Here is a 14,739-nt window from a genome sequence, read left to right as displayed (position 1 = left end):
CCGCACACCGATCCGTGAAAGGATCGTGCACATGTTGCGTTGGCTGACCGCGGGGGAGTCCCACGGACCCGCACTCGTCGCGATTCTGGAGGGCCTCCCGGCCGGTGTGTCCGTCACCTCTGACGACATCGCCGCCGCGTTGCTCCGCCGCCGCGCCGGGTACGGCCGGGGTGCCCGGATGAAGTTCGAGAAGGACCAGGTCTCCGTGATCGGGGGCATTCGCCACGGCCGCACCCAGGGGGGTCCGGTCGCGGTCGAGGTCGGGAACACCGAGTGGCCCAAGTGGGAGAAGGTGATGTCCCCCGACCCCGTGCCCGCCGAGGAACTGGAGAGCGTGGCGCGCAACGCGCCGCTCACCCGGCCCCGCCCCGGCCACGCCGACCTGGTCGGCATGCAGAAGTACGGCCACGAGGAGTCGCGGCCGATCCTGGAGCGCGCCAGCGCCCGCGAGACCGCCGCCCGCGTCGCGATCGGCGAGGTGGCGCGCCAGTTCTGCCGCCAGGCCCTGGGCGTGGAGATCCTGAGCCACGTGGTGTCCATGGGGCCCGTGGCGGTGCCCGAGGACGCGCCGGAGCCGCGCCCGGAGGACCTGGCCGCGATCGACGCCGACCCGCTGCGCTGCTTCGACGCCCAGACCAGCGCCCGCATGGTCGAGGAGGTCGACGACACCAAGAAGTCCGGCGACACCCTCGGCGGCGTGGTCGAGGTGCTGGCCTACGGCCTGCCGCCCGGCCTGGGCAGCCACGTGCACTGGGACCGGCGCCTGGACGCGCGCCTGGCCGGTGCGCTCATGGGCATCCAGGCGATCAAGGGCGTGGAGGTCGGCGACGGCTTCCGTACCGCCGCCCGCCGCGGTTCCGCCGCCCACGACGAGATCGAACCCGGTCCGGACGGCGTGCGCCGCCGCACCAACCGCGCCGGAGGTGTCGAGGGTGGTATGACCACCGGCGACCCGCTGCGCGTGCGCGCGGCGATGAAGCCCATCGCGACGGTGCCCAGGGCGCTGGACACCATCGACGTCGAGACCGGCGAGCCCGCGCAGGCCAACCACCAGCGCAGCGACGTCACCGCCGTCCCGGCTGCCGGTGTGGTCGCCGAGGCGATGGTCGCCCTGGTGCTCGCCGAGGCCGCCGTCGAGAAGTTCGGCGGCGACTCGGTCGCCGAGACGGCGCGCAACCTCAAGGGCTACCTGGACGCGCTGACCATCCGCTGACCTTCGGTCACCGGTCCGGGCGCCCCGTTGCCGGAGCGGTTGTCCACAGGGGCGTCTTCGGGGCTGGCGGGGCACGGACGGAAGGGGCCACACTGGATTCGGGGGCGCACGACGCGCCTGTGAGCGACGAAGTCGCCCCCGAATCCGAGCGTAGAGGCGGACCGAGCACCCGCACCAGCGGCGTGGCCCGGCCTGTGGACAACCCCGTCTTCCCGAACCCGCGTGTCCGAGGTCTGCTAGACAGGAAGACGCACGTAACAGGGCGGTACCTCCCGCGCACGCGGGGAAGGGACCCACGGATCACCTAGGCAGGCAGAGCGTGGCAAAAGCGATCGCGGTGCTCATCGGTTCGCCCGGATCGGGCAAGTCCACCGTTGGTGAGGCCCTGGCCGGGCGTCTGGGCGCCGACCTGTTGTGCACCGACACCGAGGTCGAGAAGCGCGCGGGCAAGCCCATCGGCGACATCTTCGTCGAGGACGGCGAGGAGCGCTTCCGCGCCCTGGAGCGCGAGGTCGTCGCCGAGGGCCTGCGCGCCTGGGAGGGCGTGATCGCCGTCGGCGGCGGCGCGGTCCTGGACGAGGACACCCAGCGCGACCTGGCCGAGCACCACGTGGTCTACCTCCAGGTGGAGTTCGGCGAGGCCGCCAAGCGCGTGGGCATGGACGTCGCCCGCCCCCTGCTCGCGGGCAACCCCCGCACCCGGCTGCGCCAGCTGCTCAACGAGCGCCTGCCCGTCTACGAGCGCCTGGCCACCGTCACCGTCGAGACGACCGGCTACCACCCCGAAGAGATCGTCGACGCCATCCTGCCCTCGCTGGCCGGGCAGGACTCCGGAAAGGCTCAGCAGTGACCGCGACCCGGATCGGTGTGGGCGACTCCGCCGGCCGCTACGACGTGGTGGTCGGCAGCGGGGTCCTCTCCGAACTCCCCTCCCTGGTCGGCGACGCCGCCCAGGTGGCCGTCATCCACCCCCAGAGCCTGGACGGGATCGCCCGTCCCGTGGTCGGCGCCCTGGAGGCCGCCGGTTACCGGGCGCACTCCATGCCCGTCCCGGACGGCGAGGCCGCCAAGACCGCCGCCGTCGCCGCCGACCTGTGGTCCCGGCTCGGGCAGCGGGGCTTCACCCGCAGCGACGCCGTCGTCGGCGTCGGAGGGGGAGCCGCCACCGACCTGGCCGGGTTCGTCGCCGCCACCTGGCTGCGCGGCGTGCGTTCCGTCCTGGTGCCCACCACCCTGCTCGGCATGGTCGACGCCGCCGTCGGCGGCAAGACCGGCGTCAACACCCCCGAGGGCAAGAACCTCGTCGGCGCCTTCCACCCGCCGGCCGGGGTCCTGTGCGACCTCGCCACCCTGCCGAGCCTTCCCCGGGCCGACTACATCGGCGGCCTCGCCGAGATCGTCAAGGCCGGGTTCATCGACGACCCCGTCATCTGCGACCTGGTCGAGGACGACCCCGAGGGCGCGGCCGCACCCGAGGGCAGGCACACCCGCGAGCTCATCGAGCGCGCCATCCGGGTCAAGGCCGACGTCGTCTCCGGTGACCTGCGGGAGAGCGGCCGCCGCGAGATCCTCAACTACGGCCACACCCTGGGCCACGCGATCGAGCGCGCCGAGAACTACACCTTCCGGCACGGCTACGCGGTCTCCATCGGCATGGTCTACGCCGCCGAACTCGCCCGCCTGGACGGCCGCGTGGGCGACGACCTGGTCCAACGCCACCGCTCACTGCTCTCCTCGGTCGGCCTGCCCGTCTCCTACGCACCCGAGGCCTGGCCCGAGCTGCGCGCCGCCATGAGCGTGGACAAGAAGGCCCGCGGGGCCACCCTGCGCTTCGTCGTCCTGGACGGCCTGGCGCGGCCCACCATCCTCAGCGGCCCCGCCCCCGAACTGCTGGACGAGGCGTACCGCGCGGTCACGAGCGACACCCGGGTTCCGCGAAGCCACTAGACTGCACACAGGCGACGTGCGCACCGGCGCGCCCGGGGAACTCCCCGAGGTGCCCGTGCCCGGCCCCACCGAACACCGACCGGGTCCCCGCGAGGACCGGTCCCCGACGTGTCAGACCCCTTGGAGAGACGACCGAAGTGGCCACGACGAACGACATCAAGAACGGCACGACCCTGCGGCTCGACGGCGGTGTCCTCTGGAACGTCATCGAGTTCCAGCACGTCAAGCCGGGCAAGGGCGGCGCGTTCGTCCGTACCAAGCTCAAGAACGTCCTCACGGGCAAGATCGTCGACAAGACCTTCAACGCCGGGTCCAAGGTCGAGTTCGCCAACGTCGACCGCCGCGAGATGGAGTACCTCTACCACGACGGCGAGTCCTTCGTCTTCATGGACACCCAGACCTACGACCAGATCCCGGTCTCGGCGACCGTCGTCGGCGACGACAAGAACTTCATGCTGGAGAACACCAAGGCCACCGTGGCCATCAACGAGGGCAACCCCCTCTACATCGAGCTGCCCCCCGCTGTCGAGCTGGAGATCACCCAGACCGACCCGGGCGTCCAGGGCGACCGCTCCACCGGCGGCACCAAGCCCGCCACCGTCCAGACCGGCGCCACCATCCAGGTGCCCCTGTTCATCACCACCGGTGAGACCGTCAAGGTCGACACCCGCACGGGTGACTACCTCGGGCGAGTCAACTGATGAGCGGAGCACGGCGCAAGGCGCGGCGGCGCGCGGTCGAGGTCCTCTACGAGGCCGAGGTGCGCGCCACCTCGGTGGAGGACGTCATCCGGCGCCGGCGGGCCCAGCCCGAACCGCCGATCAACGACTTCACCGAGAGTCTGGCCCGCTCGGTCGACGAGCGGCGCGAGCGCATCGACGAGCTCCTGGACACCTACGCCATCGGCTGGACCCTGGAGCGCATGCCGGTCGTGGACCGCAACATCCTGCGGATGGGCGCCTACGAACTGCTGTGGGCCGACGACATCCCGGACGGCGTGGCGATCGCCGAGGCGGTCGGCGTGGCCAAGGAGCTGTCCACCGACGAGTCCCCCAACTTCGTCAGCGGACTCCTGTCCAGGCTGATGGAGAACAAGTCGACGCTCTCGCTCTAGGGAGTGTCGGCACATCGGCGCTCGGGGGACCGCCGGGGCAACGTGGATTGAGGGAACGCAGGTGACTGACAGGACCAGCGTGGCCGCGGGCGGCGGCCTCGGCGCGAGCGGGGCGACCGGACCGGGGCGGGCCGCCAACGCGGCCCGGACCGCGGTCGTGTGGGACGCCCTCGTCGGACTGTTGGACCGGCTCGGGGACGGACCCCTGGAGATCGTCGACGCGGGCGGGGGCACCGGCGGAGCCGCCGTCCCCCTGGCCGAGCTCGGCCACCGGGTGACCGTGGTCGAGCCCAGCCCCGACTCGCTCGCGGCCCTGGAGCGCCGCGCCGCGGAGCGGGGGGTGTCCGTGCGCGGGGTCCAGGGGGAGACCCGCGACCTGGCCTCCCTGTTCGCACCGGGCAGCGCCGACCTCGTCCTGGTGCACAACGTGCTGGAGTACGTGGACGACCCCGCCGCGGCGCTGCACGACGTGGTCGGCACCACCCGGGAGGGCGGTGCGGTGAGCCTGCTGGTCACCAACGCGGTCGCCGGCGCCCTGCACCGTGCGCTGGCCGGGCACATCACCGAGGCCCACCACCTGCTCGGCGACCCCGACGGCCGCTGGGGCGAGGGGGACCCGATGCCGCGCCGTTTCACCCGTCAGCAGATCCTGGAGCTGATCGGCCGGGCCGGACTGTCCGGGGAGAGCGTCCGCGGCGTCCGCGCGTTCGCCGACCTCGTGCCCGGGCACGCCTGGGAGGGCGACGCCCACGCCGGGCAGCACCTGGTGGAACTGGAGAGGGCCGCCGCCGAGCACCCCGAGTTGATCGGCGTCGCCACCCAGCTGCACGTTGTCGCACACCGCTCCTGAACCCCGGTGCCGGGGGGACGGGGCTCCCCCCGGCACGGCATAACCTGGCTGTATGAGCCGACGCCAACTGGAACGCGGCGCCGCGATGCGGGGCATGGCCTCCCCGGAGGGCATCGCGGCGCTGGACGCGGACTTCCCCGCGGACGGCTCCGGACCGGACGGTGACTGCCACATCCTGCACCTGGACATGGACGCCTTCTTCGCGAGCGTGGAGCAGCTGCGCCACCCCGAGGCGCGCGGGCGTCCCGTCATCGTGGGCGGCACAGGCCCGCGCAGCGTGGTCTCCTCCGCCGACTACCTCGCCCGCGCGCACGGCGTGCACTCGGCGATGCCCATGGCGCGGGCCCTGCGCCTGTGCCCGGAGGCCCTGGTCTTCCCGCCCGACGGCCGCGCCTACCGTCAGGCGTCGGAGGCCGTCATGGACATCCTGCGCTCGGTGACGCCGCTGGTGCAGCCACTCTCCCTGGACGAGGCCTTCCTGGACGTGTCCGGCGCGCGCCGCCGCCTGGGCGGGCCGGTGCGCATCGCCGCGATGATCCGCGAGCGGGTGCGCCGGGAACAGCGCCTGACCTGCTCCGTGGGCGTGGCCGCCACCCGCTTCACCGCCAAGCTCGGCTCCACGCACTGCAAGCCCGACGGCCTGCTCCTGGTGCCCACCGCCCACGTGCGCGGCTTCCTGGACCCGCTGCCGGTCGGGGCGCTGCCCGGGGTGGGAGACCGGACCGAGCGGACCCTGGCCCGGCTGGGCGTGCGCACGGTCGGCCAGCTGGCCCGCTACGAGCCGGACCTGCTGCGTATGGAGCTGGGCGACAAGGCCGGAACCCGCCTGGCCGAGCTGTCCCGGGGCGTGGACACGAGCCCGGTCGTGCCCGAGTCGCCGGACAAGAGCGTCGGCTCGGAGGAGACCTTCGACGAGGACGTGGCCGACCCCGGGGTGGTGGACCGCGAGCTGCTGAGGCTGGCCGAGAAGGTCGGACGCCGCCTGAGGGCCTCGAGGCAGGCGGGACGCACGGTGAGCGTGAAGCTGCGCCGCGGCGACTTCTCCACCATCACCCGGTCGCGGACACTGCCCGAGGGCACCGACGTGGCCCGCGAGATCAGCGCCGTCGCCCGCGAGCTGTACACCGCCTCCGGGTTGCGGGGGGTACCGCTGCGCCTGGTGGGGGTGCGGGTGGAGGGGGTCATTCCGGTGGAGCAGGTGCACCGCCAGTTGGCACTGGGGGAGGAGGAATCGGGTTGGAGGGATGTTGAACGGGTTATGGATCGCGTAACGGCACGTTTCGGGCCGGGCGCGATACAGTCGGCCGTGTTGGCCAAGCGTGACGAAAACGACGTATGATGCGGCAACTTCCGGGGCCCTCGGAGCGTTCCCAAGGGTAGGACCGGAATGAGGGTAGAAGAGAGGCATGGAAGCCGGTGTTTCCGATACAGGGCGAGGGTATCGTGGCCTGTGGTGGTCAGGTACGCACGCAGCTTTTCTTTCCACCGGGCGCTAGCTCATCGTATTCTGGGCATACCACTGACCAAGAGACTGTTCTTCAGTACCCGTCACCCCAACCGGGGACTGCCGTAGGGAGGCGCCGTGCCGCTCTCTGAACACGAGCAGCGCATGCTCGACCAGATCGAGCGGGCGCTGTATGCCGAGGACCCGAAGTTCGCGAACACCGTTCGGCAAACGAACCCCGCGGTCCATTACAAGCGCTGGATCATCAAGGCCGGACTCGGTTTCGTCATCGGTATCGTGCTGCTGATGACGGGGTTGATGCTCCAGTCCACAGTCGCCCAGGTCGCCATCAGCGTCCTCGGTTTCCTCGTCATGTTGCTGTGCTTCCTGTGGGGTGCCAACGCCTGGCGCAAGGCCTCGGGGGGCGGCGGTGCCGACCAGGGCACCGCGGTGGCGGAGCCCAAGCAGAAGCGTCGGGGCGGCAGCCGTCCCGGCATGATGAATCGTTTCGAGGAGCGCTGGCGCCGTCGCCAGGAGGGTGAGGAGTAGGACCCCGGTCCCACACCCCGCGCCGGTCGCGCTCGGCCGTACCCTGTCGGGCGGGGATCCCGCAGGGGATCCGTGCCGGACACGCAGTTCCCCGTGGTGGGCCCCGCACAGTGGTGCGGGGCCCACCACGTTTGCGGGGGTCGTGGTCGCTCGGGAGGCGTCCCGGGGCTGAGGAGGCGCACAGGGGGTCGCCGATCGCCCTGCCCGTGCCCGGACATTGGCCAGCGCCCGCGTGCCGGGAGCACCGGCGGGGTCCGGCGTCGGCGCGGACGGCGTCCGAGTACCCGGTTTCCGGGCCCCGTCCCGCGGCGGGAGCCCGGCCGGTACCGCTGGTGGACAGGTCACGACCAGGTCCTCACGGACAGATCTTGTAGGAGTCACCCCAGCACCACGGTCAGAGCGGTTCCCGTCGAAACCCTCCCCGACACCACCATGGTGAAGCAGTAGATCTTGTACCCATAGCGAGGTCCGAGCGCCGACATCGGCTATGGGTACAAGATCATCGCAGGTCAGGACCCTTGCGTCACGCCAACAACATTGCTGGTCAGCCAACTACGACGTCACGGGCTCGGGGTCGACGGCGCGGCGCGGTCGGTGCCACGGGGCCAGCGACCGGGGCAGGAGCACCGCGCGCAAGCGCGCTCCCGCACCGACCACTCCGGCCAGCCCCGCCAGGGCCGTCCGCAGGTCCTCGCGCAGCTCCTCCGGGGCCTGGGGCGAGGGCGCGTAGCGCGCCTGCTCCTCGGCCAGGGCCAGCCGCCGCAGCGCCGCCGCGGCCTCCGGCGGCACCGGACCCGGAGCGGCCCCCGACATCAGCCCCACCGGGGCCGTCTCGGGCCGCGGCACCGGGCCGGAACCGGCCAGGCGTTCGGCCGTGGCACGCGGGCTCTCCGCCAGCGACCACGTACCGCCCAGGTCCAGGCAGGTGTCCCGCAGCTCCCGCCACGCGGTGTGCGCGCCCCCGGCGCCCGTCTCCCGCCCGCCGCCGGACAGCGACGCCGTCCGGGACCAGCGGGTCAGGGCGCGCACCAGCGCGGGCAGCGCCAACAGCAGCAGCACGCCCGCGACGGCGCCCGCCACGGGCAGCCACGACAGGTCCGGGCCGTCCTGCGCACCGCCGCCCGGAGCCGCCACCGACGAGGACGGCTCGTCCTCGGGCTCCTCCTCAGGAGCATCACTGGGCTCCTCGTCCTCCGCGGAGGCCTCGTCCTCCGCGGCCTCCGACTCCTCGGGGGAGGGGTCCTCCGTCTCCTCCGCGGCGCTTTCCGGGGTGTCGGCGCCCTCCTGCCCGCCCCGGGAGTAGTCGGGCACCGACGCCGAACCCTGCCCCCCGGCAGAGGACGGGGTCGGCTCGAACCGCACCCAGCCCGCGCCCTCGAAGTACAGCTCCGGCCAGGCGTGGGCGTCGCCCACGGACACCGCCCAGCGGTCGTCGCCCTGGCGTTCGCCCGCGGTGTAGCCCACCGCCACCCGCGCCGGGATGTCCACCTGCCGGGCCATGACCGCCATCGCCCCCGCGAACTGCTCGCAGTAGCCCACCTGGTCCTCGAACAGGAAGTAGGCGAGCGGGTCGGCGCCGTCGGGCACCGCGGGCGGGGACAGGTCGTAGGTGAACGCGCCCCCCGTGAAGTGGTCCTGGATCGCCACCGCCCGCTCGTAGGGAGTGCGGGCGTCCCCGGTCAGCTGCTCGGCCAGCTCCCGGACCCGCGGGTCCAGCCCGCTCGGCAGGTCGCGGAAGTCGCCCGGCAGCGACCGCGGGCTGCCGCTGTCGGCCAGTTCCTCGACTGACGGCTCCCGGTCCACGGTCTCCACGGTGAAGCTCAGCCCCGTGGGCGCGCTCTCGGTCGTGAAGATCATGTGGCTGGCGGGGTCGGCGTACCACTCCCCGGCCACGTCCACCGTCCGCGCCCAGTACGGCAGCGGCAGGAAGTCGATCCCGGGCGAGTCCGAGTCCATCGAGATCCGCGTGGTCACCGCGTCGCCGGAGGAGTCCGCCCCCCACCCGGTGGGCGGCGGCAGCTCCCCGTCGACCAGGGTGTCGCCCGAGGCGTTCACCGGCGTCATCGTCCAGTTCGCGCCGTCGAACTCGTCCAGCACGTACGTGCGCAGGTAGTCGGGCTGCTCGGCGTCGGTCCGGTAGGTCAGCACCGTGCGGTCGGAGGAGGCGGCCAGTTCGCGCCGCAGCGAGACCAGCGGGTGCGTGGTGGTGATGAGGTCCCCGCCGGTGCCGATGTAGGTGCCGTCGGCCATCGTGTGGAGCACGTCGGTGCGCAACGACGGCACCGCGAGCGGCACCGTCAGCGCCAGCAGCACCGCGGCGGCCGAGGCCAGCGACACCATCGCCGTCCTGCGCACCGCGCTCAGCACCCGGGCCGAGGAGTCGTGGCCGTCCGGGACGCGCACGCCCCACTCGCGGCCGCGCACCCACACGTCCACCGCGAGCAGCAGCAGGAAGCCCACGGCGCCGCTGGCCGCGGGCAGCCAGCCCAGTCCGGCGTCGTCCACGATCAGCGGGACCGCCATCAGCACGGCCACCAGGGCGCCGACCATCCCGGGGCAGCGCGCGGTCACCGCGAGGAAGTCCGCGACGATCGCGAACAGGACGAACACCAGCGCGATGATCAGCATGATCCCGGCGGTGGAGGAGACCGGGGGCGCGCTGGCGTTGACCGTCTCCAGGCCCTCGTCGAACACCCGCAGCAGGTGCGCCGCCACGTCACCGGAGGGCAGCAGCCCCAGGGGCGCGACGTGCCCGGCGAACAGCGGCGTCATCAGCAGCGCCGCCACCAGCACCTGGAGGAACGGCACCGGGAAGGAGCTCCAGCCGCCGAGGCGGTACAGCGCGGACACCCCGCCCACCGCCACCGTCATCACGAGGGCCGGGACCCACCAGGTCTCGCCCCGTACGAGGCTGCCCAGCAGCGGCAGCGCCATCAGCAGGCAGACCAGGGTGGCCAGGGGCATCAGTGCTCTCAACGCGGACCCTTCCGAGGGGTGTGCGGCCCGGCGGCGGGAGCGGGCGCGCAGGCGCGGCGCCACAGGTCGGGCAGTTCGGCGGCGGAACCCAGGACGAGGACGCGCCATCCGGCCGCGGTCAGCACGTCGTGGACCCCGCGCAGGGTGTCGGGGCCGGGCCAGGCGGCGTGCGCGCACAGCACGGCGACGCGCACGCCCCGGCCGCCCGCGCGGGACAGGGCGGCGGCCTCCTCTGGGTCCACCGCGCCCAGTACCGCCACGACCAGGCTGGTCGTCCCGCGGGAGTCGGCCAGCATGCCGATCCCGCCGAGCAGCCCGGGTGTGTCGGAGGACTCCGCGACGGCCAGGCTGTCCAGCACGCCCGACGCGTTCGCGGTCCGCACCCGGCCCCGCTCGGTGTGCAGGCGCAGCTCGTGGCCGCTGTCGAGCAGGTGCACCGCCACCGAGGCGGCCGCGCTCACCGCGGTCTCCAGGGACCCGCCGGGGCCCGGGTACCCGTGCGCCCCGCGCCGCGTGTCCAGCAGGACCACGCTGTTCTCGCGCGAGTGCTGCTCGTCCCGGCGCACCATGAGCTCACCGTGCTTGGCGGTGGACCGCCAGTGCACCTTGCGCAGGTCGTCGCCGTACCGGTACTCGCGGGGGACGGGGTCCTGCTCCCCGGCGCCGGTCATCGAACGCCGTGGTGAGTCCTCGCCCTTGGAGCCGTCGGCGGCGCCCAGCGCGGTCAGCGGGACGGTCACGGGGGTCACGAGCAGGCGCGAGGGCCCGCCCACGCTGCGGCTGACCCGCACGCACCCCAGCGGGTCGGTCACCCCGATCCGCAGCGGGCCCACCGGGTAGTTCCCGCGTACGGCCGGGCGCACCAGGTAGGCGACGTCGCGCACGGCGCGCGGACCCAGGTAACCCACCGTGTAACGGGGTTCGCCGCCCAGCGGTACGGGCAGTGTGTCCTGCACCGACACCGCGGCCACCGGCCAGGTTCGCGAGGAGTTGCCCACGCGCAGCTGTACCTGGGCGTTGTGCCCCGCCGGGATCCGGACGGGGGACAGGGTGCGGCTGTGCACGACGCGGGAGGCGGCACCCAGGATCGTCAGCGCCGACAGCGGCGGGACCACGGTCAGCAGCACGCCCAGGCCCACGACCTCGCGCTGTCCCACGACCAGGCCGGCCACCAGGGCGGTCAGGCCGAGGATGAGCATGCAGACGCCTCGTGCGGTGAGGGTTCGGTGCGGGCGCATGGACCCTCTCTCGGGGGCGGGTGCGTACGGGGGCGGGGCGGACGTGAGTGCCGCGGGCGCCGGGTCTACTGCGGGCCGGGCACGGGCAGGCGCGCGACCAGCTTGGCCACGATCTGCTCGGGGGTCAGGCGCTCCATCTGCGCCTCGGGGCCGGGCAGCAGCCGGTGCGCGAGCACCGGGACGGCCAGGGCCTGCACGTCGTCGGGAACGACGTAGTGCCGTCCGTCCAGGGCGGCGTAGGCGCGGGCGGCCTGCACCAGGTGCAGGGTGGCCCGCGGCGAGGCGCCCAGGCGCAACTCGGGGCTGGTCCGGGTCGCGTTGATCAGGTCCACGACGTAGCGGCGCATGCCCGGGGCCACGTGCACCGTGCGCACCCGGTCGGCCAGGTCGCGGATCTGGGCGGCGTTGGTGACGGGCGTCAGGCTGTCCAGCGGCGAGCTGGAGCTGTGCGAGTCGATCATGTCGAGTTCGGCCTGGGGAGCGGGGTAGCCGACCGAGACGCGGGCCATGAACCGGTCGCGCTGGGCCTCGGGGAGGGCGTAGGTGCCCTCCATGTCGCCCGGGTTCTGGGTGGCCACCACCATGAACGGCCGCTCCAGGGCGCGGGTCTGGCCGTCCACGCTCACCTGGCGTTCGGCCATGCACTCCAGCAGGGCGGCCTGGGTCTTGGGCGAGGCGCGGTTGATCTCGTCGCCCACCACGATGTTGGCGAACACCGGGCCGGGGTTGAACTCGAACTCGCGCCGGTCCTGGTGGTAGACGCTGACGCCGGTGATGTCACTGGGCAGCAGGTCCGGCGTGAACTGCACGCGCTGCACGGAGCAGTCCACGGCCCGGCCCAAGGCCTTGGCCAGCATGGTCTTGCCGACGCCGGGGACGTCCTCGATGAGCAGGTGGCCCTCGGCGAGCAGGACCGTCAGCGCCAGGCGCAGCACCTCCGGCTTGCCCTCGATGACCGTCTCGATCGCGGCGCGGACGCGGTCGGCCACGGCGACGATCTCACCGACGTCCCCCTGGACGCCGCCCCCGCGACCGCCGTGGTGTGTACCGAGTGACACCAGACCCCTCCCGCTCCCTGTGGCTCCGTGTGTCGCTGTTCGGAACTGAGGCTAAGCCCATTCAAACCGATTGCAAACCAAAGTGCCGGAATCAGCGGACGATTGGTTTCAGGGATGGCCAAAGAGGTCAAAGGGTTCCAACTACCCACCTGATCCTCGGTGACGTCGCTGGTCCGGGGCGAGGGTGCGGAGCGGGGAGGATCCTGTCTCCGACCAGCCCCGGAACCCGACACGCCGGTCCGACACGCCGAGCCGATCCGGCGGGCGCCCACCCCCGTTCCTCCGCGCGCGCACGCTCGCACGCGCGCGGTGTCGCCGCAGGTCGCCGCGGTCCCGAAGGTCCGTGCCCCGCGACACACCCCGCGCCCTCCACTTCCCCCCACCTCCGCGCCCAGCGCTGTGAACTGCGGTTTCGCCGTTCCCAGAGGTCGCAAAAGCCGGAAAGATCTGTTGACGGTGGGGAAGAGTGGAGTAAGGTGGGGCACCGTGGAGAGGGTGAATTCTCCACTTCGAGGGTGAGGGAGGTGGAAGTGTGTTCCTCGGCACCCACACGCCCCGGCTCGACCAGAAGGGGCGGCTCTTCCTCCCCGCGAAGTACCGCGACGAGCTGTCGGGGGGTCTGGTGATCACCAAGGGCCAGGAACGCTGCCTCTACGTCTTCCCGGCGGAGGAGTTCCGGCGCATCACCGACGCGCTCGCCACCACCCCGGTCACCGCCAAGGCGGTGCGCGACTACAGCAGGGTCCTCTTCGCCAGCGCCTCGGACGAGAACTGCGACAAACAGGGCAGGGTCACCATCCCGGCCAAGCTCCGCGACTACGCGGGCCTGGACCGGGAGTGCGTCGTGATCGGCGCCAACACCCGCCTGGAGATCTGGGACTCCCGGGCGTGGTCGGACTACGAGGCCGAACAGGAACCCGCCTTCGCGCAACTGTCGGAGGAGGTGCTGCCCGGGGTGCTGTGACCCCGGCGGAAGCACCGCCGGGCCGACCAGCACACAGTCCACACCCTCGCAAGCCGGAGTCCGGCAACGGCCTCCGGGTGCGGTCTCCACGAGCTGGCGCGACTTCCCCGGTGCCAGGTCGTGAGCGCGAAGCCACCGGAAGGTGGACAATAGCGGCCGTGTCCGGAGGCCCGTCGGAACCCGCCGGGCCGTGCCAAGGACACCGTGGAGCGCACCGACCGGGGCGCTACCGCGGCGACTCGGGGGGAGACGGCGACAGCGTGGAGGAACAGCAGCGCATGGGGGACATCCGGCAGCACGGGCAGGACGGCGGGCCCGGGGACGCCCACCCGGGCGGGGACGGCGTCCCCGCAGACGGGGAGCACACCGGCGAGAAGCACACCGGCGGGGAGCGGACGCGCGGCGACGCGGCCCGTTCCGGAGCCGACCCCCTGCACGTGCCCGTCATGCTCGACCGGATCGTGGAACTGCTCGCCCCGGCCCTGGAACGGCCCGGCGCCGTCCTGGTCGACGGCACCCTGGGCCTGGGCGGCCACTCCGAGGCGCTCCTGCGCGCCTGCCCCGGCATGCGCCTGGTCGGCGTCGACCGCGACACCACCGCCTTGGAGCGCAGCGCCGCACGCCTGGCGCCCTACGCCGACCGCACCCACTTCGTGCACGCGGTCTACTCCGACATCCCGCGCGCCCTGGACGAGGCGGGCGCAGCCGAGGCCGACGCCGTCCTGCTCGACCTCGGCGTCTCCTCACCGCAGCTGGACGAGACCGACCGCGGCTTCGCCTACGCCCACGACGCGCCGCTGGACATGCGCATGGACCGCACTCAGCCGCTCACCGCCGCCGAGGTCGTCAACACCTACCCGGTCGCCGAGCTCACCCGCGTGCTGCGCGCCTACGGCGAGGAGCGCTTCGCCTCCCGCGTGGCCAGGGCCATCGAGCGCCAGCGCGCCCAGGCGCCCATCGAGTCCACCCGCGCCCTGGCCGAGCTGGTGCGCGAGGCCATCCCGGCGGCCACCCGCCGCACCGGCGGCCACCCCGCCAAGCGCGCCTTCCAGGGCCTGCGCATCGAGGTCAACGCCGAGCTGTCCATCCTCGAACGCGCCCTGCCCGCCGCGGTCGCGCGCCTGGCGGTCGGCGGCCGCGTGGCCGTGCTGTCCTACCACTCGCTGGAGGACCGGATGACCAAGAGGGCCCTGGCCGCACTGGCCACCGACACCACGCCCGCCGACCTGCCGGTTCCCCTGCCCGACCGGCAGCCCGAACTCCGGCTCCTCACCCGGGGCGCCGAACTCCCCACGGACGAAGAGAACGAACGCAACCCGCGCGCACAGTCGGCCCGCCTCCGGGCGGCCGAGCGCGTGCGACCACCGCGGCAGTAGGGAGACCCAG

The 14,739-nt window shown here is 73.0% G+C and carries 13 protein-coding genes; 10 read left to right on the top strand and 3 right to left on the bottom strand.

Features of this window, described 5'->3' with window-relative positions:
* Window positions 1-31 precede the first annotated feature (31 nt).
* The 8 genes from aroC (at window position 32) to ACSIH6_RS01620 (ending at window position 7,117) form a co-directional block, all read left to right on the top strand.
* Window positions 32-1,213, top strand: a complete 1,182-nt coding sequence (gene aroC, locus ACSIH6_RS01655) for a chorismate synthase (RefSeq protein WP_061078462.1) — start codon at window positions 32-34, stop codon at window positions 1,211-1,213.
* A 337-nt stretch (window positions 1,214-1,550) separates the two neighbouring features.
* Complete coding sequence (locus ACSIH6_RS01650) at window positions 1,551-2,063, top strand: shikimate kinase (RefSeq protein WP_150253824.1); 513 nt, start codon at window positions 1,551-1,553, stop codon at window positions 2,061-2,063.
* On the top strand, window positions 2,060-3,160 hold the full coding sequence (aroB, locus tag ACSIH6_RS01645; protein ID WP_435105810.1) for a 3-dehydroquinate synthase: 1,101 nt from the start codon (window positions 2,060-2,062) through the stop codon (window positions 3,158-3,160). Before ACSIH6_RS01650 ends, aroB begins: the two co-directional genes overlap by 4 nt.
* A 137-nt stretch (window positions 3,161-3,297) precedes the next feature.
* Complete coding sequence (gene efp, locus ACSIH6_RS01640) at window positions 3,298-3,861, top strand: elongation factor P (protein WP_435105808.1); 564 nt, start codon at window positions 3,298-3,300, stop codon at window positions 3,859-3,861.
* On the top strand, window positions 3,861-4,274 hold the full coding sequence (gene nusB / locus ACSIH6_RS01635; RefSeq protein WP_013151931.1) for a transcription antitermination factor NusB: 414 nt from the start codon (window positions 3,861-3,863) through the stop codon (window positions 4,272-4,274). Before efp ends, nusB begins: the two co-directional genes overlap by 1 nt.
* 61 nt (window positions 4,275-4,335) lie before the next feature.
* Window positions 4,336-5,124, top strand: coding sequence for a methyltransferase domain-containing protein (locus tag ACSIH6_RS01630; RefSeq protein WP_435105805.1), 789 nt, complete (start codon window positions 4,336-4,338; stop codon window positions 5,122-5,124).
* An 85-nt stretch (window positions 5,125-5,209) separates the two neighbouring features.
* Complete coding sequence (gene dinB / locus ACSIH6_RS01625; protein WP_435105980.1) at window positions 5,210-6,463, top strand: DNA polymerase IV; 1,254 nt, start codon at window positions 5,210-5,212, stop codon at window positions 6,461-6,463.
* Window positions 6,464-6,706: 243 nt separating this feature from the next.
* Entirely contained in the window at window positions 6,707-7,117 is a 411-nt protein-coding gene (locus tag ACSIH6_RS01620; RefSeq protein WP_435105803.1) for an SCO2097 family morphological protein, read from the top strand.
* A gap of 552 nt (window positions 7,118-7,669) precedes the next feature.
* Here the strand turns inward: ACSIH6_RS01620 and ACSIH6_RS01615 are convergent.
* The 3 genes from ACSIH6_RS01615 to ACSIH6_RS01605 all read right to left on the bottom strand — a co-directional run bounded on the left by ACSIH6_RS01615 (window position 7,670) and on the right by ACSIH6_RS01605 (window position 12,389).
* Window positions 7,670-10,081 (bottom strand): transglutaminase TgpA family protein, encoded by a 2,412-nt coding sequence (locus ACSIH6_RS01615; protein ID WP_435105977.1) that lies wholly within the window; start codon window positions 10,079-10,081, stop codon window positions 7,670-7,672.
* An 8-nt stretch (window positions 10,082-10,089) separates the two neighbouring features.
* Window positions 10,090-11,331: a DUF58 domain-containing protein gene (locus ACSIH6_RS01610; RefSeq protein ID WP_435105801.1), complete on the bottom strand. Its 1,242-nt coding sequence runs from the start codon at window positions 11,329-11,331 to the stop codon at window positions 10,090-10,092.
* Between the two features lie 65 nt (window positions 11,332-11,396).
* The gene (locus tag ACSIH6_RS01605; RefSeq protein WP_435105798.1) at window positions 11,397-12,389 is read right to left on the bottom strand and encodes an AAA family ATPase; all 993 of its coding nucleotides are present in this window, start codon (window positions 12,387-12,389) and stop codon (window positions 11,397-11,399) included.
* Between the two features lie 532 nt (window positions 12,390-12,921).
* On the opposite strand from ACSIH6_RS01605, the gene mraZ reads away from it, so the two are divergent.
* Window positions 12,922-13,353 (top strand): division/cell wall cluster transcriptional repressor MraZ, encoded by a 432-nt coding sequence (gene mraZ / locus ACSIH6_RS01600; protein WP_274976909.1) that lies wholly within the window; start codon window positions 12,922-12,924, stop codon window positions 13,351-13,353.
* 278 nt (window positions 13,354-13,631) lie between these two features.
* Complete coding sequence (gene rsmH, locus ACSIH6_RS01595) at window positions 13,632-14,729, top strand: 16S rRNA (cytosine(1402)-N(4))-methyltransferase RsmH (RefSeq protein ID WP_435105975.1); 1,098 nt, start codon at window positions 13,632-13,634, stop codon at window positions 14,727-14,729.
* The last annotated feature ends 10 nt before the right edge of the window (window positions 14,730-14,739 follow it).

Origin of the sequence: Nocardiopsis synnemataformans (assembly GCF_965343085.1) — a bacterium.
Taxonomy (GTDB): Bacteria; Actinomycetota; Actinomycetes; order Streptosporangiales; family Streptosporangiaceae; genus Nocardiopsis; species Nocardiopsis alborubida.
Note: the sequence above shows the minus strand (reverse complement) of the source record. Positions and strands in the feature narration are given on the sequence as shown.